The 24,242-nt window shown below is 70.9% G+C and carries 24 protein-coding genes; 5 read left to right on the forward strand and 19 right to left on the reverse strand.

The annotated features are described in order from the left end of the window. The first annotated feature begins 443 nt into the window (after positions 1-443). Positions 444-944: an MFS transporter gene (locus FPZ41_RS49465; RefSeq protein WP_265584220.1), complete on the forward strand. Its 501-nt coding sequence runs from the start codon at positions 444-446 to the stop codon at positions 942-944. After that, positions 905-1,669: an MFS transporter gene (locus tag FPZ41_RS49470; protein WP_265584223.1), complete on the forward strand. Its 765-nt coding sequence runs from the start codon at positions 905-907 to the stop codon at positions 1,667-1,669. The genes FPZ41_RS49465 and FPZ41_RS49470 overlap by 40 nt, the downstream gene beginning before the upstream one ends. A gap of 384 nt (positions 1,670-2,053) precedes the next feature. Here the strand turns inward: FPZ41_RS49470 and FPZ41_RS13740 are convergent, their stop codons facing one another. The 13 genes from FPZ41_RS13740 to FPZ41_RS13800 form a co-directional block, all read right to left on the reverse strand. Beyond that, a complete protein-coding gene (locus FPZ41_RS13740) occupies positions 2,054-3,415 on the reverse strand; it encodes an aldehyde dehydrogenase family protein (protein ID WP_228022712.1) in 1,362 nt (453 codons plus the stop codon). 150 nt (positions 3,416-3,565) lie between these two features. Continuing rightward, on the reverse strand, positions 3,566-5,329 hold the full coding sequence (locus FPZ41_RS13745; RefSeq protein WP_152862432.1) for an asparagine synthetase B family protein: 1,764 nt from the start codon (positions 5,327-5,329) through the stop codon (positions 3,566-3,568). A gap of 75 nt (positions 5,330-5,404) precedes the next feature. Further along, entirely contained in the window at positions 5,405-5,926 is a 522-nt protein-coding gene (locus FPZ41_RS13750) for a hypothetical protein (protein WP_152862434.1), read from the reverse strand. Positions 5,927-5,950: 24 nt separating this feature from the next. Beyond that, positions 5,951-6,823, reverse strand: a complete 873-nt coding sequence (locus FPZ41_RS13755; protein WP_152862436.1) for a hypothetical protein — start codon at positions 6,821-6,823, stop codon at positions 5,951-5,953. Continuing rightward, complete coding sequence (locus tag FPZ41_RS13760; protein WP_152862438.1) at positions 6,820-7,377, reverse strand: hypothetical protein; 558 nt, start codon at positions 7,375-7,377, stop codon at positions 6,820-6,822. The genes FPZ41_RS13755 and FPZ41_RS13760 overlap by 4 nt, the downstream gene beginning before the upstream one ends. Continuing rightward, positions 7,377-8,108: a cupin domain-containing protein gene (locus tag FPZ41_RS13765; protein ID WP_228022713.1), complete on the reverse strand. Its 732-nt coding sequence runs from the start codon at positions 8,106-8,108 to the stop codon at positions 7,377-7,379. The genes FPZ41_RS13760 and FPZ41_RS13765 overlap by 1 nt, the downstream gene beginning before the upstream one ends. Before the next feature lie 132 nt (positions 8,109-8,240). Beyond that, positions 8,241-9,269: a hypothetical protein gene (locus FPZ41_RS13770; RefSeq protein WP_152862440.1), complete on the reverse strand. Its 1,029-nt coding sequence runs from the start codon at positions 9,267-9,269 to the stop codon at positions 8,241-8,243. 232 nt (positions 9,270-9,501) lie between these two features. After that, positions 9,502-10,704, reverse strand: coding sequence for an RNA-guided endonuclease InsQ/TnpB family protein (locus FPZ41_RS13775; protein ID WP_322620200.1), 1,203 nt, complete (start codon positions 10,702-10,704; stop codon positions 9,502-9,504). A gap of 216 nt (positions 10,705-10,920) precedes the next feature. After that, positions 10,921-11,658 (reverse strand): response regulator transcription factor, encoded by a 738-nt coding sequence (locus FPZ41_RS13780; protein WP_152862442.1) that lies wholly within the window; start codon positions 11,656-11,658, stop codon positions 10,921-10,923. Between the two features lie 38 nt (positions 11,659-11,696). Beyond that, complete coding sequence (locus FPZ41_RS13785; protein ID WP_152862444.1) at positions 11,697-14,339, reverse strand: FtsX-like permease family protein; 2,643 nt, start codon at positions 14,337-14,339, stop codon at positions 11,697-11,699. Continuing rightward, on the reverse strand, positions 14,336-15,031 hold the full coding sequence (locus tag FPZ41_RS13790; protein WP_152862446.1) for an ABC transporter ATP-binding protein: 696 nt from the start codon (positions 15,029-15,031) through the stop codon (positions 14,336-14,338). Before FPZ41_RS13790 ends, FPZ41_RS13785 begins: the two co-directional genes overlap by 4 nt. Then, complete coding sequence (locus FPZ41_RS13795) at positions 15,018-15,758, reverse strand: ABC transporter ATP-binding protein (protein WP_152862448.1); 741 nt, start codon at positions 15,756-15,758, stop codon at positions 15,018-15,020. Before FPZ41_RS13795 ends, FPZ41_RS13790 begins: the two co-directional genes overlap by 14 nt. Before the next feature lie 5 nt (positions 15,759-15,763). Continuing rightward, positions 15,764-16,429: a hypothetical protein gene (locus FPZ41_RS13800; protein WP_152862450.1), complete on the reverse strand. Its 666-nt coding sequence runs from the start codon at positions 16,427-16,429 to the stop codon at positions 15,764-15,766. A gap of 153 nt (positions 16,430-16,582) precedes the next feature. On the opposite strand from FPZ41_RS13800, the gene FPZ41_RS13805 reads away from it, so the two are divergent. After that, the gene (locus FPZ41_RS13805; protein WP_152862452.1) at positions 16,583-17,908 is read left to right on the forward strand and encodes a HAMP domain-containing sensor histidine kinase; all 1,326 of its coding nucleotides are present in this window, start codon (positions 16,583-16,585) and stop codon (positions 17,906-17,908) included. A gap of 83 nt (positions 17,909-17,991) precedes the next feature. Continuing rightward, positions 17,992-18,372, forward strand: coding sequence for a hypothetical protein (locus tag FPZ41_RS13810; protein ID WP_194236080.1), 381 nt, complete (start codon positions 17,992-17,994; stop codon positions 18,370-18,372). A gap of 437 nt (positions 18,373-18,809) precedes the next feature. Here FPZ41_RS13810 and FPZ41_RS13815 read toward each other — a convergent pair whose 3' ends face one another. The 3 genes from FPZ41_RS13815 to FPZ41_RS48240 are packed head-to-tail and all read right to left on the reverse strand — an operon-like array spanning position 18,810 to position 20,505. Beyond that, complete coding sequence (locus tag FPZ41_RS13815; protein ID WP_152862454.1) at positions 18,810-19,349, reverse strand: GNAT family N-acetyltransferase; 540 nt, start codon at positions 19,347-19,349, stop codon at positions 18,810-18,812. Continuing rightward, positions 19,315-19,764 (reverse strand): DUF6193 family natural product biosynthesis protein, encoded by a 450-nt coding sequence (locus tag FPZ41_RS48235; RefSeq protein ID WP_228022714.1) that lies wholly within the window; start codon positions 19,762-19,764, stop codon positions 19,315-19,317. Before FPZ41_RS48235 ends, FPZ41_RS13815 begins: the two co-directional genes overlap by 35 nt. Positions 19,765-19,824: 60 nt before the next feature. Then, positions 19,825-20,505 (reverse strand): transposase family protein, encoded by a 681-nt coding sequence (locus FPZ41_RS48240; RefSeq protein WP_228022715.1) that lies wholly within the window; start codon positions 20,503-20,505, stop codon positions 19,825-19,827. 352 nt (positions 20,506-20,857) lie between these two features. On the opposite strand from FPZ41_RS48240, the gene FPZ41_RS13830 reads away from it, so the two are divergent. Next, entirely contained in the window at positions 20,858-21,250 is a 393-nt protein-coding gene (locus FPZ41_RS13830) for a peptidase inhibitor family I36 protein (protein WP_152862456.1), read from the forward strand. A gap of 72 nt (positions 21,251-21,322) precedes the next feature. On the opposite strand, the gene FPZ41_RS13835 is transcribed toward FPZ41_RS13830, so the two are convergent. The 3 genes from FPZ41_RS13835 to FPZ41_RS13845 all read right to left on the reverse strand — a co-directional run bounded on the left by FPZ41_RS13835 (position 21,323) and on the right by FPZ41_RS13845 (position 24,241). Further along, a complete protein-coding gene (locus FPZ41_RS13835; protein ID WP_152862458.1) occupies positions 21,323-21,787 on the reverse strand; it encodes a class I SAM-dependent methyltransferase in 465 nt (154 codons plus the stop codon). 162 nt (positions 21,788-21,949) lie between these two features. Beyond that, positions 21,950-22,207, reverse strand: coding sequence for a hypothetical protein (locus FPZ41_RS13840; protein ID WP_152862460.1), 258 nt, complete (start codon positions 22,205-22,207; stop codon positions 21,950-21,952). A gap of 255 nt (positions 22,208-22,462) precedes the next feature. Beyond that, entirely contained in the window at positions 22,463-24,241 is a 1,779-nt protein-coding gene (locus FPZ41_RS13845) for an FtsX-like permease family protein (RefSeq protein ID WP_152862462.1), read from the reverse strand. Position 24,242: the final 1 nt, after the last annotated feature.

The following is a 24,242-nucleotide window of genomic DNA, read 5'->3' on the forward strand; positions in this document are numbered from 1 at the left end:
CCCGAACTCCAGGCCCCCGCCCGCCTCGCCGCGAGCCTGTGCCCCAACTCGGTCATCCGGATCGTCGACGACCCTGACTCATGACCACCGCGCGGACACACCGCGCAGTTCTCCGCTTTCCGCTCCCCGTTGTTTTCCGCGTCCGGCGTCCGGGAGTGTGTCCGGCGCCCGTGGCGCGTGCTCATGGGCGTGCTGCGTTCCGCTGTGCCGTCGCGGATGGCCGGGCAGCATGCACAGCCGGGCGGACCCGCTTGTGCGTGGCGCACACAGCGGCCGGGTCGATGCTGACCATGGTGCCGCCACCCTCGATGAGGAGGGACATGTACCGGTGGTGAGGCGCAGGAGGACAGCAGATGAGTGCCGTGGGAAGATCTGGGCCGGCAGCGGAGGGCCCAGCGCTGGGCAAGACATCGCCACAGCCGGTTGGGGCATGGTTCGACGACATGCCGTTCGGGAGGGCGCACCTGCTGGCCGCGGCGGCGCTCTTCGTCGCGTTCGTCATCGAGTCCTGGGAGCAGCTGGCACTGATCTACGTCTCCGGTGACCTCGGCACCGCGTTCGGCATCGACACAGGCCGCATCGGCTGGGCCCTGTCGGCGGTGGCGCTGGGCATGATTCCCGGCAGTCTGGTGTGGGGGCCGCTCTCCGACCGCATCGGACGTCGCGGTGTGTGCGTGTGGTCACTGACCGCGTACGGTGTCCTCGCTCTGGCGAGCGCGGCCTCGCCGACCTTCAGCATGCTGATGATGACCCGGTTCCTTTCGGGCATGGCCCTCGCGGGCATCTACACGGTGACGTTTCCGTACTTCCTGGAACTGCTGCCCTCCCGGACACGGGGGCGGGCGCGGTCTACCTCTCCATCGGCTGGCCGATCGGCGTCCTGCTGGCCGTCGGCGTCACCCGGCTGGTCGGAGGGCTCGGCTGGCACGTGGTCGCGATCGTGAGCGGCCTCGCCGGCGTCTGGGTGCTCGCCATCCGCGCCTGGGTGCCCGATTCCCCCTACTGGCTGGCGGAACGCGGCCGGCACTCCGAAGCCGCCGCGGTTCTCCGCCGGCTCGGTGCGGATGTGCCCGAGGGAACCGTGTTCACCAGCGGCGACCGGACGGAACGGGCGGGCCGCACCGGCGACCTCTTCCGCGGGCGGCTGCTGCGGCTGACGCTGCAGATGCTGGTCGTGAACTTCACCTTCAACTGGGGCTACTGGGGCCTGCAGACCTGGCTGCCCACGCTGCTGCAGGACAAGGGCCTGAGCATGTCCGCCAGCCTCGGCTTCGTGGCCCTGAGCGCCGTGTTCATGATCCGCGGCTACGTGTCCGCGTCGTTGCTGACCAGCCGCTACGGGCGAAAGAAGGTCTTCCTGCCGTATGCCGGCCTGGCCGCCGTGTCAGGGGTGGCCTTCGCCTATGCGGGCAGCCCGGCCGAGATGTACATCGCCAACTTCGCCCTGTCCTTCTTCTGTCTCGGTGCCTGGGGCGTGTGGAACACATGGAACGGCGAGTTCTATCCGACGCCGCTGCGGGCGACCGGCTATGCCTGGGCCACGGCCGCCCAGCTGGGTGCCACGGCGCTGGCTCCGTCCACTGTCGGCTTCCTCCTTGCGCGGGGATCGCCGAGGCCGTCCAGTACCTGGGCTCCGACAAGGCGAGCTACGTCACCGGCCGTGTCCTGACTGTTGATGGTGGCCTCATGGTGGGCGGGCCTCCGTTCCCGAGCTCGTGAACCGCAAGGCCGGCACCGGCTGTCGGCCTTGACGGAGCACGGGCCATCGGCGGCGCGGTGGCGGCGCCGAGGAGTCCCGCCCGGCCGGGGAACGGCTCGGCATCTCCCGCCCCGTCCCCCTCGACGGCGAGTTCGAGACCTGGGCTTCTCCGTGTCCGCCGATAGCCGGCCGGCCAGATGGCCGCGCGCTCGCGGAGCAGCGGTTCTACCGCCGCGCGTCACCGGCGTCGACCCAGCCCCGCCACCGCCCCCAAGGCGATGGGGGCGAATGCCGCCCGCCGCCCGCCGCGGGCCTCGCGCCTCGGGCGGACGGCACTCCTTTCGTCGTGCGTCCTCAGCCGGACCACGGCGTCGTCACTCGTGCCGTGATCGTCTTCGGGCGCTGATACTCGTGCAGGGCGAGCGTGCTGAGGTCCGTACCGTGGCCCGAGGCGCCACGGCCTCCGTGCGGCAGCTCCGCCGTCTGGACCAGGTGGCAGTTGAGCCAGGCTTCCCCCGCGTTCAGGCGACCGGCCAGATCCAGACCCGCCTCCAGATCGCGGGTCCAGACGCTGGCGGCGAGAGCCTGGGGGACGCCGTTGGCGAGGGCGATGGCATCCTCGACGCTCGGTGCGGACTGAACGGTCAGCAGCGGGCCGAAGACCTCCTCCACCACCGCCGGATCGTCGTCAGGGAGATCCGCGAGGATCCGTGCCGGACGCCAGTGGCCGCCCGACTCTCCATCCTCCAGGGCGAGTTCACCCGTCACCGTCACCTTCGCCGAGGACGCGGCCACGATCCGGTCGTAACGCGCCGCCTGGTCCGGGTTGTTGAGCGGCCCGAAGTCTCGCCCCGCCGCGCGCCGGCGCATCGCTTCGCCGAGTCGGTCAACCACGGTCTCGTAGTTCACACCGAGGGTGATCACCCGTGCGGGTACGGCACAGCTCTGGCCCGCGTTGTATGTGGTGGCCCTCGCCAGTTGCTCCCAGGTGTCGTCGGGCGCGTCCGGCAGGATGACGACCGGGCTGTTGCCGCCCAGTTCCAGGCTGACCCGCTTCGTCCCGGCGCGTGCCGCCACATCGGCTCCGGCCCTCGCGCTGCCGGTGAACGCCACCATGTCCACATCGCCCGCTACCAGCAGCCGCCCGCTCTCGCGGTCGCCGGGCAGCGTCTGCGCCACGGCCTCGCCCAGCGCCTCACCGGCGTGCGCGGCGAACAGAAGCAGCGAGTCGGGGGTGGTCTCCGCGGGTTTGGCGACGACCGTGTTCCCCGCGGCGAGGGCGGGCGCGCATCGCCAGGCGGCCATCAGCAGCGGGTAGTTCCAGGGGACGACGACCCCGACGACGCCGAGCGGTTCCCAGCGGACCCAGCTCTCATGGCCCGCGACAAGCCCTCCCGCCGCCGGGGCGGACCGGGTGCGCGCCGCCCACGCGTAGAAGCGGAAAAGGTCCGCCGTCTGCTCCACCTCACCGGCCGCCTCGTGCTCCGGCTTGCCCGTACCGGCGCACTCCAGGGCCACGTACTCGGCGGCGTGCTCCTCGATCAGCCCCGCGAGCCGGTCGAGCCGCCGGGACCGCTCCCGCGGGGTCAGCGCGCGCCACCCCGTGAGGGCCCGGCGGCCCGCGCGGGTCGCTGCGGCGACCTGCGCGTCACGGGCAACTGCCGAGCTGCCTCGTACCCTGCCGGTACGGGGGTCGATGAGCTGGACGGTTTCCAACAGGGTCTCCTTCGGCGGACGACAGCGGATGAACGGCACAACAGCGGATGACGACAACAGCAGCGGATGAGGGCCGACACTGACGGATCGCGGCGGACGACAGGCGGACGTCAGGCGGACGACGGCGGGTCCGCCAGGGGGCCGCGGGTGTCAGCGGATGTCGTACGCACGCAGCCACAGCTCCAGGGTGAGCACGAGCCACAGTTTGCCGCCCTGTCTCGGCAGCAGCGCACCCTCACCGCGCAGCCAGCCGCGCACCGTGTCCTGTCTGAACAGGCCACGGGCGCGGGCCTCCCGGCCCAGCAGCAGATCCCCCGCCAGCTCCTTCAGCGGACCGCCGAGCCACTGCTGCACCGGTACCCGCATACCGCTCTTCGGCCGGTCCACGACCGTGCCGGGCAGCAGATCGCGTACGGCCTCCTTCAGCACCCACTTCTCGACGGCGCCGTTCAGTTTCCACCGCGGTGGGGTGGCGAAGGCGTGGTCCACCACACGGCGGTCGAAGAGCGGGGCCCGGCCTTCGATGCCCTGGGAGGCGGTGAGACGTTCGACCTTGGTGAGGATGTGATGGGCGCCCTTGGTGCGCAGATTGCAGTGCAGCAGCTTGTTGAGCAGATGGTCCATCCGCCCGTCCCCGGCTCCCGGCCGCAGATACGGGGCGACGAAACGCTGAGGTGCGGGCGCCTCGGCGAGGGCGTCCAGCACCTCGGCGGTCAGGAGGTCGGGCAGATCCGTGTAGCACTTGCGGTACGAGCGCAGATAGGCGAGTTCGCGCGCGTCCTGCGCATCTCCACCGGCCACATCGCCGCGGTGCATCTCGTACACCAGCATCGGCAGGTTCTTCGGTCCGCCGAAGACCGGGTCGCCGCCCTCCCCGTTCAGGACGACCCGTGGCCCGTCACCCGCCACGGCCTCGGCGAGCATCAGATTCGGTACGGTCAGCGGATCACCCACGGGGCTGTCGAGCAGCGCCGCCGCCTCCGCGAGGCGCGCGGCCACGGCGGCACCGGAGACGGTGAGAATACGGTGCCGGGTGTGGCAGTGGGCCGCGACCAGGCCCGAGTAGCCCAGCTCATTGGGGAGTTCGTCACCGAAACTGATGGAGTACGTGTGCACGGGGTGGGAGTGCAACTTGGCTGCGAGGGCGGTCACCAGCGAGCTGTCGACGCCGCCGGAGAGGAGAACACCCACGGCCTCGGCCTCCGGCAGCCGCTGCTCGGTCGCCTCCTCCAGCAGTTCGCGCAGCCTCAGCGCATAGGTTTCGGGTGGTGCGCCGTCGTCCTCGATCAGCTCCCGCGGCTCCCAGTAGTGCTCCTCCGTCACCGTGCCGTCCGCCGAGAGCCGCAGACAGCGGCCGGGCAGCAGTTCGCGTACTCCGCGCAGCAGGGTCTCCTCGCCAGGGAGATAGGCGAAGGTCAGGAAGGAGCGTACGGCGGAGAGTTCGAGGCCCGTTCCGAGCGCGGGCCAGCGGCGCAGGGCCCGCAGCGAGGTGGACGCGGCCCAGCAGCCGCCGGCACGGGCGTAGAAGAGGGTGCGGGCGCCGACATGGTCGCGGATCAGTACGAGCTCGCCGTCACTGTCGTGCACGGCGAGCGCGAACATGCCCTCGGCGTCACGGATTCCGGCCGTGCCGAGCCGTACCCAGCAGCGCAGCAGCAGCTCGCCGTCCGGGCAGTCGGGCGGTACGGGGGCGCCGGACGCGGCCAGCGCGGCGAGGAGTACGGGCCGGTTGTGGAGGGTGACCTCGCCCAACGCGGTGTGCCCGTACGCGTGGAACGGCCCGGTGGCATGGCCGGGCTCGTCCTCGATCAGCCCGACGGCCGGGCCGTCGGGCCGTACGGTGGCACCCATCGCGGCCAGTTGCTCCCTGGCCCTCTCGGGCTCCGCCGCCAGGCAGGCGCAGAACCGCGCCATGGTCACCCACCCTTTCTCTCACCGAACCGGTGCGTCCAGCCGGCCCGCCATACCGTATGACGTAGGCCGTACGGCTCACCCGAAGTCGTCGTCGCTCCAGCCGCCGTCATCGCCGGAGCCCCACGCGTCATCCACGTCCGAGGAGCCGCCGCCGTCCCCGCCGCCCCCGTCACCGCCGGAGGAGTTCTGTGCGGCCTGCTGTTGCCGCAGTTCCTCCTCCTCTTCCGGGCTCAGGGCCTCCGGCGGCAGCTGGGCGGCGGTGACGGTCAGGGCGACCAGGCCCAGTCCGCCGAGCACCGTGCCCATGCGTCCGCCGAACGAGGTCCGGTTGACCATCACGCTCTCGCCCCGGCCCCAGACCGTGCGGCCGTAACCGAGGTCCCGTCCGTAGACCACCCGGCCGTCCGCGTACTGCCGCTTGATGATCCGCTGCCCGAGCAGTTCATCGGTGCCGGAGCCGTCCTGGTTGTCATGCCAGCGCACCGTGTGGGCGCCCTCGCGCCGCCGCCACTCCTCGCGCCCGTCCTCGTATCTGCGGTGGACGCTGCCATCGGCGAGCAGTTCATCTCTGTACGGGATTTCGCGTGGCCGGATCATCGCCTCAAGTCCTCGTGTCCCTCGTCAGTCCGACGGCCATGTCATGAACCCCGCCATGCGCAGCTCACGCAGCCCGGTCCATACGGAATAGCCGCTCGCCCTCGGTCCGCGCACCATGCGCAGCACCGTACGGAGCAGCCGTGCCGGGGGTACCGATTCCACCTCGGCCGTCCGCCCGTCCGCCAGCCACTCCAGCTCGCGCGGTTCCAGGCCGGACGCCGCACCGGCCGGGCCGGGTGCGGTCGCGGGCGTGGGCGCGGGGCCACGCTGGGAGATCAGATGCAGCGCCGTCGCATGGCGAGGTACGAGCCCCATCGAGGCGACCCGTATCCCGGGAACCTCCGCGCGCACCCGGGCGGTGAGGGCGATGCCGGCCGTGCTCGCGTCGTGCAGCACATGGACGGTGGCGCCCTCCACCCGGCCGAGCCCTGCCACCAGCCGGGGGTCGAGCGGAGCATCATCGGCGGCGAACACCGGGCAGGCGGCCTCCAGATGCAGATCGTTCGCGAGGAGCATCCGGGCCACGGACCGGCTCTGGCAGACCAGCAGCCTTGGCAGCCCGTAGTCGTAGAGATCGGGCTCCACGGGCTGGTGCGGCATGGACGGGGCGGCCGGGAGCGGAGCCAGCAGCCCGGGTGTCCCCCCGTCGCGCCGGCGCAGGGTCTCCTCGAACCGCTCGTACCGTAGGGGCGGCGCCGGTGTCAGCGGAACCCTGCGCGGGACGGTGTGCACCGGGCGCAGGACACGGCACATCTCGTAGTAGAGCTGGCGCTCGGTGAACCGGATCCTGCCGGGAGCCGCGGCGCGGGCGATCGCGGTGGTCAGCGCCCGGTCGAGCAGGCGGGCCCGGATGGAGTCGCCGGAGAGGCCCGGCCGCGGCGTGCGGTCCGCGGTCATGGGGCGGCGCCGTTCGTCTCGGGCCAGGTGAGGAATCCGACGGCCTCGTCCCTGCGTTTCCGCTCCCGCTCGACCTCCGTCGTGATGCGCTCGATGACCCGGGTGACGGCGGCGGGGAGTTTGGCGGGCGGCATGGCGGCGAGGGGGAAGCGACCGCCCCGGGCCGGCCAGTCCAGCTCGGGCTCGGCCAGCGTGCCGCCGTCACGCAGCAGACGCAGGACGTCCGCCGACAGGGGCTCGGCGCGCGGCACCGCCTTCACGCCCTTCAGGCCCGCCGCCTTCATGACGGTGCGCGGCGACAGGCCAAGGAGACCGGCGGTGTAGCGGTGCGGACAGAGCAGTGCATACTCCGGCCGCTGCTGTGCGGGGGCGCCGCGCGGTGCGGGCTGGACCGTGCCCGGAGCCGACGGGAGGACCCTGGGCCCCCTTCTCCTCCTCACCATGTGGCGCACCGGCTCCACCAAGGCCGAGATCGGCACGACAACCAGGAAGACAACCAAGAAGAAAAGGCCCAGGCCGCTGAGGACGACGGCCGTCCACTGCCATGGGTTCATCAGGGGCGCTCCAGCGCGGACGCGGCGCGGCGCAGGCCGGCGGCGAAGCGTTCCCGAACGGTGGTGGAGCCGATACCCCGCACCTGCTGAACGCGTTCGATGTCGCGCAGCGCGGCGGCGAGCAGTCCGAAGTCGGTGCCGACGCTGCGACTGCTGAGACCGTGGCGGCCGACCGGTACGGCTTCTTCCGCGCCGCGGCGCTCGGCTTCCTTGGCGGTGATGGCGTAGTCCTCGTGGTCGACACCGAAACCGGTGTTGGCGGCGAGGATGTGCAGGGGCTTGCGACCTCGGTTGGCGAAGGAGTGCGGCATCATCTCGGGGATACGGATCAACGCCCCTGGGAAGAGACGGATTTCGGTGACTCTGCCGCGCGGGGCGTCGTACACACCGCAGGAGGCGTGACCGAGGCTGAGGACGAAGTGCTCGCCGCCATGTGCATGCGGGGTGAACGCGCTCCGAGGGCCGACGACTCCCAGTTTGACGGTGGCGTTGGAGGGGCGGTCGGGCGACGTCTGAGCGTCTCCGATGAAGTAGTGCGCGAACTTCCCGTCGTCGATGAAGCGGAGGAACTCCTCGCGCGGGCCGAGTACGCGCGCGCCCTCGCGGTCCGCGAACAGCACACCGCCGTCGGGGCGCAGGTGGAACAGCTCCACTCCGTACGGCAGTTCACGCGACAGGCGCTCCATACCCCGCAGTCCGGGTCTGCCGGAACCGCCGTCCACGTCGGACATCAACGCCCCCCATCGCGCTGTCGACCACCATCAGATCGTAGATCGTATAGCCGTGACGGGAAATCGCAGAGCGGAAGGTTCAACCGGCGCCCGACGCCACGGTGAACGGTGGGTGTCCCTCGCCGGCGTGGCTCAGCCGGACCCGCTCTCGCCGGGCCAGGTGAGGAAGCCGACGGCCTCTGCCTCACGTCGGTCGGGATCGGTGACGAGCACCCGCTCCAGTACACCGCCGACGGTGGCGAGCAGCTTGGCGGGCGGCACCGCCACGAGCGGGCTGATCCCGCCCTTGGCCAGCCACTCCAGTTCGGGGCCGGTCAGAGTGGACTCCGCGCGCAGCCGCCCCATCTGGTCCTTGGACGGCCGCACGCCGTGCAGTGACAGCGCACCCGGCGCATTCATCACGGCACTCGGTGGCAGTCCGGCGTCGAGGACTCTCCGGCCGGGCAGCGCCTCACGGGTGCGCCGGGCGAGCAGACAGCCCTCGGGGCTCGCGTCGTGGAGAACGACGACAGGCACCCTGTCCGGCACCCCGTACGGCCTGGCGACGAGGCTGACGCTGAACCGCTCCGGAATTCCGTTCAGGGCCAGGAAGGCGATGACGGACGGGTCCGGGCAGAGCAGGACGGCGTTCGGATGCTCCGGCCGGTGGATGTCGCGGACACGTTTCTCGTCGACGACGCCTGCCGGGAGCGAACCGTACACGGCCATCCACTCGCGCAGCAGGTAGCCACGGGAGGCCCCGACCCCGATTCCGTGCTTGCGGTGACGGCTGCGTCTGACGGCCGAGACCACCGTCACGACAACGCCGAAGAGAAGAAACGCACCGAAGAAGGAGAGGACTGTTCCCGCGCCTCCCGCGTACACCCCGCCGATGAGCAGGCCGATACCGACAGGCCCGCCGACCACGGCACAGCCGATCGCCTCCGCCAGGCCGCTGCCGGAACGTGCTTTCCTGCGCGAGGCGGCGACCTCCAACTGGCCGACGGTGACGGTCAGTCGCCCGCTGTCGGTGAGCTTCCCGGCCAGCTTGCGGATCCGCAGATCATGCAGTTCCAGCTCATTGGTCCTGGGGTCGAAAGCGAACTTCTTTGTGCACTTGGAGCAGGTACGGCCTGACCGCTCCTTGTACAGCAGATTCGCGTTGCAGTGCGGGCAGATCATCAACGCTCCCCATCGCGCTGTCGGCCGCGGCCGCATCGAACCGCCACGACGGGGAACCTCCCCGCTGGACGATACCGCCTGTGCCCGACATCACGGTGAACGGCGGGTGTCAGTGCAGCCCCGGTACCGGCAGCCGTCGACACCCGTCACCGCGGGAAGGTACCCCGATCAGCGCCCCGCCCCTCTTTCGGATTTCAGTTGACGTCCTCCCCCTCGTAAACGAGGGGGATTCCTACAGCTCGCGCTGTAGGGTTTCCTGTTTCATCGCCGACTGCCCGCCCGGAGAACTCCGTTGAGGTCTTACACCAGCTCCGCAGGCTGTCACCGCCCGTCCGGCGGCCAGCAGGTTCTTGGCTGCGTTCACGTCCCGGTCGTGGGTCGTGCCGCAGCTGCCGCACGTCCAAGTGCGGATGTTGAGCGGCATCTTGTGTTGCAGGGTGCCGCAGGTGGAGCACAGCTTCGAGGAGGGGAACCAGCGGTCGACCGCGACCACTTCGCGGTCGTACCAGTCCGCTTTGTACTCCAGGAGGCTGCGGAACTCACTCCAGGCGGCATCGGAGATGGCGCGGGCGAGTCTGCCGTTCTTCAGCATGTTCCGAACGGTCAGGTCCTCGATCACGATCGTTTGGTTTTCACGAACGAGTCTCGTGGTGATCTTGTGCAAGGCGTCGCGTCGCCGGTCGGCGATGCGGGCGTGGATGCGGGCGACCTTGCGGCGGGCCTTGGCCCGGTTCGCCCCGTCGCCCTTGGCTTTCTTCGCCAGACGCCGCTGAGCCAGGGCGAGGCGGGCACGGTCCTTGCGCTCGTGCCTGGGGTTGGTGACCTTTTCGCCCGTCGAGAGCGTCAGCAGGTGGTCAAGACCCGCGTCCACGCCGACCGCCGCGTCAGTGGCCGGGAGCGCCCCCACGGACGGGTCCTCGCACAGCAGGGACACGAACCAGCGCCCCGCGGCATCCTGGGAGACGGTCACCGTCGAGGGCCCCGCCCCCTCGGGCAGCGGCCGGGACCAGACGATGTCCAGCGGTTCCGCCATCTTGGCGAGGGTCAGAGCGCCGTCACGGAAACGGAAACCGCTGGTGGTGTACTCGGCGGACTTCCGCGACTTCTTCTTCGACTTGAAGCGCGGGTACTGGGCCCGCTTGGCGAAGAAGTGCGTGAACGCCGACTGCAAGTGCCGCAGGCACTGCTGGAGCGGGACGGAGGAGACATCGCACAGGAACGCCAGATCCCCGGTCTTCTTCCACGCCGTCAGCATCGCCGAGGTGGCGTTGTAGTTCACCCGCTCCTGCCGCAGCGTCCACGCCTCGGTCCGGGCCGCCAGCGCCATGTTGTAGACCTTGCGCACGCACCCGAACGTGCGCGACAGCTCGGCCGCCTGCGCATCGGTCGGATAGAAGCGGTACTTGAACGCCCGCTTCACATGCTTCGTGGACACGCTCACAAACTAGCGAGATCACAGGTGAAGATCAAAGCCGCGGGTCAGAGCACGGTCTTTCGCCTTGACGGCGAAACCCCGCCCCCTGCCCTGCTCCGCAGGAATCCGTTTCCTCCCCCGCCTGAACGCGGGGGTATCCACGGAGGAACCCGATGAAAGCTGCGGTTCGGGCCGAATCAGCGGTGAGGGGAGGAAGGGCTGCGCTGCCAGTGAGGGCTACTCCGGCGGTTTCTCCAGCCGGTAGCCATGGCCGCGCAGGGTGGTGATCTGCGGCATGTGCGCGGGGCGGGGTGATGCCTGTGCCGCGGCGGTGAGGCGGCGGCGCAGGCCTGCCATGGTGACGTCGAGGGTCTTGGTGGAGCCGAACCAGTTCTCGTCCCAGACCTGCGCCATGAGTGTCTCGCGGGAGACGGCCTCGCCGGCGTGTCGGCCGAGCAGTGCAAGAAGCTCGAACTCCTTGGGGCGCAGGGGGATGTCGACGCCGTGGAGGGTGCACCGGCGGGCCGTCTCGTCGAGTACGAGGTCACCGAGGGTGACGGGTTCCGGTGGCGGGGAGGCGGTGGTCCGGCGGCGCAGGTGGGCGCGGAGCCGGGCGAGGAGGACGGTCAGGCTGAAGGGTTTGACGAGGTAGTCGTCGGCTCCGGCGTCCAGGCCGGCGATGACGTCGATGTCGTCGGTGCGGGCGGTGAGGATGATGATCAGCAGGTCGGGGAACCGGGCGCGCAGGGCGCGGGCGACGTCGAGGCCGTCCATGTCGGGCAGACCGAGGTCCAGGAGCAGCGCGTCGTAAGACCCCTGGGATGCCTCGACGAGTGCTCCCGTGCCGGCGCGGCTCCAGGTGGGCGCGTAGCCGTTGCTGCGCAGCCCGGTTTCGAGGTGGTGGCCGATGGTGTTGTCGTCCTCCACGATGAGGACGCCGAAGCGGCCCCGGTCCGGTGCTGCGGGTGTGCGCATGCTGGGCAGCGTACGGGCTGCGGGGCTGTTCGGTGTGCTCACAGATCGCGGAGTTCCTCGACGGCGGGGCGCCTGGCCCGGCGTACGCCAGTGAGGGCGGCGGCCAGTACGGCGGCCACGGCTGCGGCAGTGGTGAGCATCAGGTAGCCGCCGGGTACGGCGAGTGCGGCCGGTGGCGGGTCGAAGACGCCGGTGAGGACCTTGACCAGCATCTCGGACAGTGCCCAGCCGATGAGTGCGCCGCCTGCCAGGCCGCCGGCCGCGAGCACGATCGCTTCGGTGAGGACCATGCCGCGCAGATGGTGGCGGGTGGCACCCAGCACGCTCGTGATGGCGAAGGTGCGACGGCGCTCGGCGAGTCCGAGGGCGAGGACCAGGCCGCCGGCCCCGGCGGCGAGCAGGACCGCGAAGGCCAGCTCGATCCGGGTCAGGCCGGTCAGGTCGACCGAGGTCAGACTGGTTCCGACGGTGCCCCGTGTCTGGGTGAGGTCGGTGACGGTGGCGCTCGTACCCAGCCGCCCGCGCAGCTGCGCGGCCACGGCCTTCTGGTTGGTGCCGCCGGTGTCGACCAGGAACGCGCCCACCGCGTTGCTGCCGGTTGCCTTCGCCACGTAGGAGGCGTTGGCGACGAAGAAGCTGTCCTTGGGCGCGGTCGGGAACTCCTTGACGATTCCGGCGTAGTGGAAGGGCACCGTGCGCAGGATCTTGGTCTTGGCGTCCTGGATGCGGAGGTTGACGGTGTCGCCGGGGGAGAGCTGGAAGTCGTTGACGGTTTCGGCGCTGACCAGGAGGTTGTCGGGGCGGTGGGCAAGCCGCCGCATGAGCTGCTGCGCGCTGCCGCCGGAGAAGTACGCGTCCTGCAGGGAGGTCGCTGAGGCGATCGTGTGCGGGCGTACGCCGTAGAGGTCCTGGAGGTCGGAGCCGACGTAGGCGAACCGGTGCTGGAGCGGCTCGACGCGGCGGACGCCGGAGACCTTCAGCGCGGCTGCCGCACCCGGCGCGGTCTGCGCGCCGGGCGGCTCGGTGACCGTGACGTCGGCGCCGTTGGTGAGGCGTGCGTCCACCTCGGCCTGCTGCTTGTACGTGGAGTTGAAGACGGACGTGGACACGGCGAACGACACCGCGAGAGCCAGCAGGACCATGGAGCGGGCCAGGGTGCGGCGGCGCCGGGCGAGGACGGCCGCCGTCGTCCCGGCCAGCGTAGACGTCAGCGGACGTGCGAGCCGGGCCAGGAGGGGGCGTCCGCGGGTGAGCGCCAGGAGGGCGAGGCGCCACAGCAGCAGGGCGGCGCCGATCCACAGCAGTGCGGGTCCCAGGAAGGCCCAGTACGACACGGAGATGCTGGGTACCCCCTCGGGGGCGAGGACGAGCGCGTACTGGTTGCCGGACGAGGCGCGGAAGACGAGCCAGGAGCCGATCAACAGCATGAAGTCCAGGCCAACGCGCATCCACCAGGGAGATCTGGTGCGGCGCGCGGTCCTGCGGCTGTCGGCGACCGTCACCATCCGTAGATCGCGCAGGGCGGGTACGAGCACGGCGCCCGCGGCGACCGCCGCGCCGAGGACGAACGCGACGGCGTACCAGACGGTCCAGGTGGCGGCGCCGGCACCGAAGGATGCCGTTCCGAAGGCGAGTCGGCCGGTCAGCGCCGCGATGCCGAGACCGGCGAGCCCGCCGCCGACGCCGACGAGTGCCGCCTCCAGGCCCGCCAGGGACATGATCCGGCGGGGCGCGAGGCCGCGCAGCCGCAGCAGCGCCTGTTCCTGGCGGCGCCGTTCACCGCCGGCGCCCGCGACCGCGGCGGTCAGCGAGGCGGCGAGGACCGCGCCGGGCACGCCGAGGAAGAGGAAGAGGATCTGCGCGTACAGGGCGTCCTGGCGGGCCGAGTCGAGCGCGGAGCCCAGGTTGTCGCCGACGAGCACCGAACCGGTGCCCTTGGCCTCCAGGTTGTGGGCGGCGCGGGTCACCGAGGTGAACGCGGCGGCCGGGTCATGGGGCAGTGCCGCGTCGCGGGCGACGTGGATCTGCGTGGTGACGCCCGTGGCGCGGTGGGTCAGGGAGGCGAACTGTGCGGCGGGCACCAGGATCACGTTGTCGGGCGGGGCGGTGGGCTGGGACTGGGTGGGCGCGCCGACCTTCTGGAACAGTGAGTCGGCCTGAGGGAGGTCGACGACCCCGTCCACGCGGACCTGGCGCACGCCTGCCCCGGGCAGCCGGATGCCGACCGTGGAGCCGGGCGCCGCGTGCAGGTTCGAGGCCGTCTGCTGGGCCAGGAGCACGCCGGTGGGGCGGCCGGTCAGCGAGCGGATCTCGCCGGGGAAGAGGGCCCGGTATCCGTCGGGGAGGCCGAGGAGCATGCCGGGGCCAGTGGTCTGGGTGCTGCCCTGGACGGTGGCGGTGAAGGCGCTGGTGTGCGCGAAGCCGACCGGGACGGCGGACCGTACGCCGGGCGCCGTGCGCACCAGTGACAGTGCCGCGTTCGGGTCGGCGCCGGGCTGCACCTCGGCCTGCCAGTCCACGGCGACCGAGCGCACCGCCCGCTGTGTCATGGTCGCCTTGGACGCGGTCAGGAACGAGCCGAGCGCGGCGACGAGGGCGACGGCGAGCGCGACCCCGGCCATGGCTGCGAGGAGCCGGCCGGTGCGGTGGCGGGCGAGTCCGCTCGCCCATGAGCTGATCATGACGGCTCTCCAAGGCTGTGGGCGGCGTCCGCCTCCGTGCTGTCGGCGGACGTCAGCCGCCCGTCGTGCATGGTGCACCGCGCGGTGAGGCGGGCGGCGACCGCCGGGTCGTGGGTGGTGACGACGAGAGCTGCGCCCGTCTCGTCGGCCGCGGTCAGCAGCGCATCCAGGACCCGGCCACCGGTGGCGTGGTCGAGGCGGCCCGTGGGCTCGTCGGCGAGGATGACCCGCGGTGCCTGCGCCAGCACCCGGGCCGCGGCGACGCGCTGGGCCTGGCCGCCGGAGATCTCCTCCGGCAGCCGGTCGGCCAGGTCGGCGGTGCCGACCAGGGCGAGCGCGCTCAGGGCGGCCTCGCGTGCCCGGTCGTCCGACATCCCGTTGAGCACCAGCGGCAGTGCGGTGTTCTCGACGATGTCGAGCGCCGGGATGAGGCTGTCGCCCTGGAAGACCAGCCCGATGTCCCGCAGCCCGGACAGGCCGGGCCAGGTCACACTGCCGCTGGTCGGCTGTTCGAGGCCGGCCAGCAGATGCAACAGCGACGACTTGCCCGACCCCGAGGGCCCGACGATCGCGAGCCGGTCCCCGGCGTGGACGCGCAGCGCGGCCCCGTGCACGGCCACCACCGCGTTCGGGCCGCGGCCGAAAGTGAGGGCGGCGTCCCGACAGTCGATCAACACATCAGCCGGAGACATGGCGCACCTCCCGAACCTCCGGGCCGGCGATCCGGGCACCCGTCCCGGCGGGCTCCGTGGCCCGGCCGTCGTCGAGCCGGATCACGCGGTCGGCGATCCGCACCGCTTCCGGACTGTGCGTGACGACCAGGACCGCGCAACCGTCCTCCGCGCGGTCCCGCAGCAACCGCAGGACCAGCTGCTCGGTGCCGCCGTCGAGTTCACCGGTCGGCTCGTCCGCGAGCAGCACGGCGGGCGAGTTGGCCAGCGCGACGGCCAGCCCGGCGCGGGCCGTCTCCCCGCCGGACAGTTGCCGGGGCAGCGCGTGCCGGCGTTCCCCCAGCCCCACCTGGTCCAGCAGTGCCTCCGCGGCTGCGACGGGCCGGCCGCGTACCGCCCCCTGCGCGAGCCGCACGTTGTCCCGCACGCTCAGATGCGGCAGCAGGTTGCGGGTCTGCAGCAGGACGCCGATGTGCCGGGCCCGCAGCCGGGCGCGCTCGGTCTCGGGCCGGTGGCTGATGCGGACTCCGTCCACGTGCACCTCACCGCCCGACGGTTCGTCGAGCCCGGCCAGACAGGACAGCAGCGTGGACTTGCCGGCCCCGGACGGGCCGACCACAGCGACCGTCTCCCCACGCGCCACCCGCAGCGACACCCCGCGCAGTGCGAGCGTCTCCTCCTCGCCGGCCCGGAAGAAGCGGTACAGCTCCCGGGCAGTCAGGGCATTCTCGTACGGCCGTGCAGGCATGCCGCTCACCGCCAGCCGAAGGAGTCGCTGACGATGCGCCACGGGTCCACGTTGTCGGCGTTCACCGGACCGGACAGGGTGAGGTGCACCTCGTGGCCCTGGCGGTAGAAGGCATACCGCTCGAACGAGTCCCGCACGACCTTGCCGGTGACCGGGTCCGGGGCGGAGTCGCCCCGGTAGGTCAGCAGCACGGCAGTACCCGCCTTCCGCTTGACGACGGTCACCTGGGGGTTCGCGAACTTCGGTACCTGGGTGCGCAGTTGAGGCACGACCGTGTTGGTCACCGAACCGACGGTGGGCGCTGCCGGGGCGGCGACGGCGGAGATCTGGACGCGGTTGAGCTTGTCCGTGAAGACCGTCGTGGAACCCTTCGTCGTACGGGCCCAGCCCTCGGGCACCTTCACCGTGAAGCCGGCGAAGCCACTGGAGGGCTGGAAGGCGACGTACGCCTGGTTGTCGGGAATGTCGCCGGGCGGATTGGTCTCCGTAGACGCCGTGTTCGGCGTGGACCCGGTCGACGACGTCTTCGGCGTGGAGGACGCCGCGCTCGATCCGGATCCCGAGCCGGACCCCGAGCCGGAACCCGATGCGGCGCCGGAGCACCCGGTGGTCACCGCCGAGGCGAGCACCAGCCCGGCCACGACGGCGGCGGACTTCCGTAGATATGTCATGGCCATTGCCTCCAGTGAGTGCCCAGGACCGGACGGTCACGTTGCAGACGCTAGGAGGGAGCCGATTAACGGCCCGCGTGCCGATGGTTAGACGACGGCAAAAGTCGGAGCCGAGGGCCGTACGGCCTGGTGGGCGGCCCGCATGATGAGGTCATGAGACAGCGTGTGGTGCGGGTGGCCCTGACCGCCGTCCTGGTCGCCCTGGTCCTCCTGGCCGTGCCCCTGGCCCTCGCCATCAGGTACTCCCTGTACGCCGGCCAGCGGGACTCGCTGGAGCGGGCGGCCCTGGCCGCCGCCGTCCGGGTGAACCCGGACTATACGACCGGCGACCCGGCGGAACTGCCCGCGGCCGCGTCCGGGCAGCACCTGGGCCTGTACGACCCGCGGCTGCGGCTGCGCGTGGGAAACGGGCCCCGGAACGGCGACGACGCCGTCCGCCGTGCCCTGGCCGGCCGGGTGACCCGGTCCTCGTCGGGCGGTGACCTGGTCGCCGCCGTGCCCGTCCCGCACGCCGAGCGAGTGATCGGCGTGGTGCGCGCCTCTTCCCCCGTCGCGGACGTGCAAGGCCGTGTGTTCGCCGGCTGGGCGGCCCTGGCGGGCACGGCCGTGGTCGCGCTCACCGTCGCCGTCCTCGTCGCCCGGCGGCAGGCTCGGGCGCTCGCCGCACCGCTGGAGGATCTCTCGCGCCACTGCCGGGCGGTGACCGAGGGCGATCTGACCGCGCGGGCCGCACCCAGCGCCGTCGCCGAGATCGACCAGGTCGCACGCACCCACAACGACATGCTGCACAGCCTGTCCGAACTCCTGCGTCATGAGCGGGACTTCACAGCCAACGCATCCCACCAGCTGCGCACCCCGCTGACCGGCCTACAGCTCACCCTGGAGACCGGACTCGCCCAGGACGACGCCCGGCCGGCGCTTCAGGAGGCCCTGGCCGACACCCGCCGACTGCACGAGACCGTGGAGGAGGTGCTGCGGCTGTCGCGCTCCGCCGGGCAACCCGGGCCCACGGCGCCGGACCGGCCGGTGGGGGAGCTGCTGGCACGGACCGAGGAACGGTGGCACGGACTCCTCGCCCGCGACGGCAGACGTCTGGAGCTCGCCGTCCAGGACGCACCGGACGACGTACGCGTCCCGGGCGGGCCCATCGCCGAGATCCTGGGTGTGCTCCTGGACAACGCGCGCGTCCACGGACGCGGCACCGTGCGCGTCACCGTCCGGGACCTGGATGACGCCCTCGCCTTCGACATCGCCGACGAGGGCACCGTGGAAGGCGACGGCGTGCGGCTGTTCGAGCGGGGCCACTCCGGTGGCGGACCCGGCACGGGCATCGGCCTCGCCCTCGCCCGCGACCTCGCCGTCACCCTCGGCGGGCGCCTGTCGCTGGCGCGTGCCGCGCCCACCACGTTCACGCTGCTGCTGCCCGTGCGCCGGGAGAGGAGTACCGCTCGGGACGACATCGGGCAGGGTGGACACTGAGGGCGCGCCCGGGCCTTTCACTCGCGGTCGAGATGATTCGCGTTGAAGGTGTCCCAGGTCAGCGGGCCGCCGGAGCATCGTGCATGGCCTCGCCCGGCTACCACCAGGCGCTCGCCGCGCATCAGGCAGCCTGGGCCGACCGGCACGTCGATCCGTCCATCGCTGCCGCGATCGAGTCGCATACCCGCGCCCTGCGCGAGGCCAGCCGGCATGCCTTCCCCGAACCGGACCCCAGCGACCAGCCCAGCCGGATCGAGACCGCCCGCGCCCAGCGCCGCCGTGCATCCAACGCCACCCACGCCCTCGCCCAGCGCGGCGCCCGGGCCGAGCGCGCACAACGGGACAACACGACGGCCGATGCTCCGCAGTCCCCGGCGTGCGGCGAACGGCGTGAACCCGCAGAGACCATCCCCGCAGGTGTGGGGAGCACTCCTCGCATTCGGCCTGGTCCACGGCCTCGTTAGGGAGGAGCCCCGCAAGCGCGGGGATGGTCCCGAGTAGTCGTCGCGACAGTCCGGCCCAGCCGGCTGCTCCCGCACCCGCGGCGATGGTCCCGCAGCGTGCACAAGCGTCGCACCAAGATCGCCGCAATCCATATCGAGAACCTGGCCTCCGACACGTGTGCCATGTCGACGAAGCGGGAGTAGTGGCCCTGGAGGATGGCGCTGGGCAGGTTGTGTTTGATGCTGGCTGAGATCTCGGCTTGCGCTTGGTCGGCGATGCGGTCGGCGGCGTCGCCCTGACCACACGGCGCCCTCTGCTGCCGCCCGACAGTCCGCTCAATGCCGGGCTTCGCGGCCGCCGGTGGCCTCGATCCAGTCGAGGGTGTCCTCCATGATCGTCATCGCCTCACGCCCCGCCATGGGAAACGACTTCATGCGCCGGCGGTTCCGTCGCAATCTCAACTGGACGGCGTGACTGGGGACCACATTCCGAGCCACTGCTCGGCGCCCCATGCCTCGAACCGCTCTACCTCAGTGAACCCCAACTTCGCCGCGAGACGCATCGAGCCGACGTTGGCGGTCTGGGTGGTGAGCACCACCGGCTCGCCGGGAAGCGCGCCGGCGAGCCAGCCGAGTGCCGCCGCGCACGCCTCGGCGGCGTACCCGAATCCCCACGCCCGCGGCAGGAACAGGTAGCCGAGATCGGCCTTCCCCGCGGCAGCCGGGCGACGGTGCCCCGTTGCTCTCCTGAGCAGGATCTGGCCGATCATCGATCCGTCGAGATCAACGACGAAGCTCCCGGGCCACCGCTCGGGCGCCCCGGACATCTCGCGCTCAAGCTCGTCACGCGGTCGGGGGCCGCCGAGGTAGGTGTGCACCTCCGGCGAGGCGTGCAGCTCGATGAACGCCGCACGGTCCCGGGTCTCGGGCTCACGGAGCACGAGCCTCTCGGTCCTGATCGGCTCAGGCGGCCAAGTCACGGGGCCCAGATCTTCCATCCGCGCACGCTAACAGGTGGTCAAACCAACCGAACGGGAAACTCCTCCTGGATCCGAACCCTGCTGGTCCGCAGTTCGCCGGAAGCCCGCCCACCACCAAAGCGATCGCGTGCTCAGCGGTGTCTGCCTCACCGATCACTGTTCTCCGTGAGGGGCCGCAGACCCGGTATCGTCCGTCGCTCAGCGGATCGATGAACGGCACGTCCCATGAGTACGGGAACCCAGTGCAGCTTGTGAAATGAAGCGACCAGTGGCTGGTGAACGGAAGCAGCTGGCGCAGCTGTGGTCTGGCATGCGCAAGCTCGGCAACCTTCAGCGTGCGATGGGCGAGCTCCAGGCGGTCCGACTCTTGGCGGAGGTCTTCAAGGAGCAAGCGCCACTTCACTGCGACTGCCTCGGCCGGACCTTTCTTCATGGGCTTCGGCCAGCTCGGTGACCTCGACGAATGGGCTCACCTCGCGGATCTCTTTGAGCCTCAGGCCATTCCGTCATGCGTCCAGAGCCCGTGCCATCTCGCCCAAGTCCTGAGTCGCGCCCGAGACCAACTGCACCCCCATGGACCAGCCGCTGAAGATGAACCACCGCTCCACAGTCCCCAGGCTGATCCAGCACACCTCACGGTCAGCCACCGTGCTCTCGACGCCTGCCAACCGGAGCGGGTCCGAACCATCCACGAGAACCCTGCCCAGGGAGAGACCGAGCTCAGCAGCCACGGCCTCCAGCGCTCCGGCGAAGCTGCTGGCGGACGCCAGGTCTTGATACAAGGAAGCGTCGGCCTCCCGGCCGAGGTGGCGCGGGCGGTGAGGAAGGCGCCGATCGCCCGGTCCAGTGCGTCGCCGTCGAGCTGGACGAGCAGAGGGCGCAGGGTGTGGGGGTGCGGGACGGGCACGGTGCCGGAGAGCGGGTCGGCGGGGAAGCCGAGGACCCGGCAGGCCCACGCAGGGACGTCGCCGATCCATTCCGTGATCGCGGTGAGCGAGCGGGCACCGGCCAGGACACTGGCCGCGGCCGCGGCGACCAGGGCGGACAGCCGGTAGCGGCGGCCACGGATGCCTCGCGGGTCGGGCACCAGGTCCAGGAAGCCGGACAGTGCGACCGCGTCCGCCAGCGGGACCGGCGCGGCAGTCCGGCCCAGTTGGGCCAGCACGGTGGGCATGGGAGAAGACGCAGGAGCGGACACGGACTCGCCAGGTGTTCATGGGACTTCGACACTCACATGATCACTGAGACCGTGCCTGCACAGCGTCCGCCCCCTGCCCGAGCCGGAATGTCCCTTCCAAGAACGAGCCAGCACGACACTCCGGACGACACGTGACCATGCAACGGCCCCTTAGGGCTGGCCGGAGACGGAACGTCAAGAAACCGTGCACTCCGCGTCAAGGACAGCGGTGCGGCCGCTATGGCAAATTCTCTTCAGCAAAGTTGGCTCAACTTGCCCTCGGCCTCGTCACGAGGAATCACCGAGAAGACCGCTGAGAACCTGCTCTCTCTGAGAAAAGGGGTACCCCGTGAGGAAACCACTCGCTGTCCTGGCCGCGCTCGGGCTCACCATAGGTGCCGCGCTGACCATGGCGGGTCCGGCCATGGCTGCTCCGGCAGCCTGGGACTGCCCTGGCGGATACATATGCGCCTACACGGGCACCAACGGGACGGGCTCCCGATGCGCGTGGGACACTTCCGACCCTGACTGGACGAGTGGCAGCATCCGCTGCTCCTGGGCCAAGCCCTCACGCACCGTCGGATCCGTCTACGCCACCACAGGCTCGGGTGGTGCCAGGCTTTACCAGAACGCAAACTATTCCATGGAAGTGGACTGCGTCGGCAACGGGAAGAAGGCTTCGTATCTCAAGAATCTGCAGGTGCTTTCGCACAAGCGCATCCCCGCGAGTTGTGAAATCTGACGATCGGGAGTCCCCAATGCAGTCCCCGTCGGAGGACGAATCCGGGTGGACGGCCCAGCGCGCCGATCGTCGTCACCTACCTATGGCTGCCGAGCGACCGGTGATGATCAACGGCCGCGAAGCGGCACGGTTTCGGGTCCCGGACGAAGGGGATGTGATCGCGGGCGGCACCATTCGGCGCGGCGACCCCGTCACGCTCGCGTGATGATCGCCGCGCCAACGGTAGTGGGTGCTCTGGTTGCTGATCCTGATGCCGAAGCCGGCAGTGAACAGGCCCTGCTCCCTGAGGCCTTGCTGATAAGCCATGGGGAAGGCTTCCTTGCGGGCCCCGGCGGGCCGCTCAGGTACCGCCGCCTGCCAGTGGTCTGCGCCGAAGTAGGGGGTCATGGTCTTGTCGAAGTTCTCACGCCGGCAGAAGCGGTGCAGCTCATTCGCGAAGAGGGTGACCAGCACTTCGTCACGCGGCCCGGCGAGACACTGCCTGATCAGCGCGTACGGCGCGCTCTTCAGATCGAACGGATCGAACAGCCGGAGCACGGGCGATCCGGCGCGGCCGCGGTGGGCGAGCGCGGACAGCCGGGGCTGCTGTTCGGCGAAGGTGCCCGGTGGTTGGATGCTGATGCGCAGCTGCGGCGAGGGGGAGTTTGGCGAACTGCCGCTGCAGCTCCTCCACTCGGTCGGGACGCTCTTCGAGACTGATCAGGTTGAGCTGGCCGAAGCGCGGGCACGCGGTGTGCTCGAGGAAGGGGTCTTGGCGACCACGATGGGGGAGCCGGTCGGGCCGTCGGTGTAAACGCCGGGCCCTGCGAAGGCGTCCACGATGGTGGCCTCGGGAAACTTCTGAAGGATCTTCCCCATCCAGCATTGCAGATAGTGCCGGTACACGAGGTGCTTGACCTGGGTGTGCGGGTCGCTCTTCCAGATGGTGCGCTCCCGTAGTTCCTCTCCTCGCCGCATGGTCCCTCCCCTGTCTTACATCGGTTGGATACCCACCGTCACCGCTGTGGGACTCGTTGTCTATAACGCCGAGTCAGCCATCTCCAGCAACCAGCCGACTCGCCTGGCACACGGCTTTCGGCTGCGCGGGAGGAGAGAGGCAGAAGGAGGCCTCGGTTCCGGGTCTACTCCGGGAAATCCCCGCAAACGCGGGGAGCGCCGGTGCAGCAGGATCCGGTCGGTGACCTGGTTGGGCCGGACCACGCTGAAGGTCCCTCAGGTGGGTTCGGCGTTGAGGACGCGCCCGGCGGGGCTGCGGGTGTGGAGCCAGGCGGGCAGGGCGGTCAGTGCCGCTACGGCAAGGAGTACGGCCGGGGCTGCGGCCGCGAGCCAGCTGCCCGGCGGTGTCACCACGACCGTGCTGAACAGCGCGAACAGGCCGATCCCGATCGGGATCCCCACCGCGATCGCGCCCACGGCGGGCAGCAGTTGCGCGGTGCAGAGCGCCGCGATGACCTGGCCGGGGGTGGCGCCGAGGGTGCGGGTGACGGCCAGGGCGCGCCGGGCCTGCACCGCGGTGCTCCAGCTGACGAAGACGGTGTTGAGCAAGGACAGCGCCAAGAGGGCGACCGTGACACCCAGCAACACCTGGCCTGTCACGGCGTTGCGGATCTCCTGAACGGTGGATGTTCCCTGGGCGGTGTCCGCTTCGAGGGACACCTGGAAGGTGAGGACCGCGGTCACCATGACGGTAGTGGCGGCCGTGCCGACGGCGCTCAGGGCCGCGCGGCCGGGACGACGGGCGATCAGCCGGACGCCGATCAGGAGCGGCGTGGGCAGATAGGCCGTCATGGCCATTAGCCGAGGACGGTACGCGATCAGGTGTGCCGGATCGGCCAGGGTGTCGACTGTGCTGGAGCGCACGGTGCGCAGGACGGGGCCGAGTGTGCCGATCAGGGCAACCAGTACGGCGAGCGCGGTCGCGGCCACGACGATGCCGGTGGTCGGCGGGCCGGCCGTGTTGAGTAGCCCGGCACTGGGGTCGGCCAGCGCGGGCGCCGTCAGACATCCCACGGTGACCCCGACAACGGCGGCCACCACAGTGAGGAGCAGATATTGCGCGAGCAGCATCGCGGCCACGGTACGGGGCGTGGCACCGACCGCCTTGAAAAGACCCGCGCGCCGGTGGTCCCGCGGGGCGCGCACGGCCGCGAGCGACGCGAGGGTGACGAGCGCGGCCGCGGCGAGCAGACCCCCGCCGATGACCAGGGCGGGCCGGGCGAAACTCAGCAGTCGTGTGTCCCCTTCGACGAAGGTCTGCCAGGGATGGGTGTTGACCCAGTCCTGGCCCCTGGGGTCGTCGGTGAAGACGGTGTCCGCCCAACTCTGTGCCGCGTCGGGGTCGGACAGCTTGATGTTGAGCAGGTACAGGAGGGACTCGTCGCCGGCTGCCGCGCGGGCGTCGTCGGTGGTGAGCCAGATTCGGCCGCCACCGTCGGAAGGCCCCGGGCCCTCGGCCCAATTACCCCACGGATACACCGCGGTGGCCGCGCTGATGGCCGTACCGAGGACCTGGTAGTCGCGCCCACCGATGGTGACACGGTCACCGACACGTACACCGAGTGCTTGGGCGAAGCCGCGTTCGACCACCGCGCCGCCACTGCGCACCCACGTGCCGGAGGTCACGAGCGGCCGGTCCACGGCAGACGCGGTGCGCTCGCGCCCCTCGACCGCGGTGTTCTCTGTCCGCCCGTTGGCGCGGACCGTGGTGGAGAACCCGGGGACCGGGGCGGCGAGCGTGTCCACACCGGGGGCGTCCGCGATGCGCCCGGCCAGGTCGGAGGGGTCCGTGGCGGTGGTGATGGCCGTGATGTCGGGTCCTGCGGTGGCCTCGCGGGTCTTCATGTACCCGCTGGCCACGGCGTTGTCAGTAGCCATTCCCAGGGTCAGCGACGCGGTGGCGGCGGTGACGGCGACCAGGAACATGACGGCCTCGCCGGGGCGGTGCCGCATGTCCCGTGCGATGAGCCGCCAGATCAGCAGCAGACGGCCCATG

Origin of the sequence: Streptomyces acidicola (genome assembly GCF_009377235.1) — a bacterium.
Lineage (GTDB): Bacteria > Actinomycetota > Actinomycetes > Streptomycetales > Streptomycetaceae > Streptomyces > Streptomyces acidicola.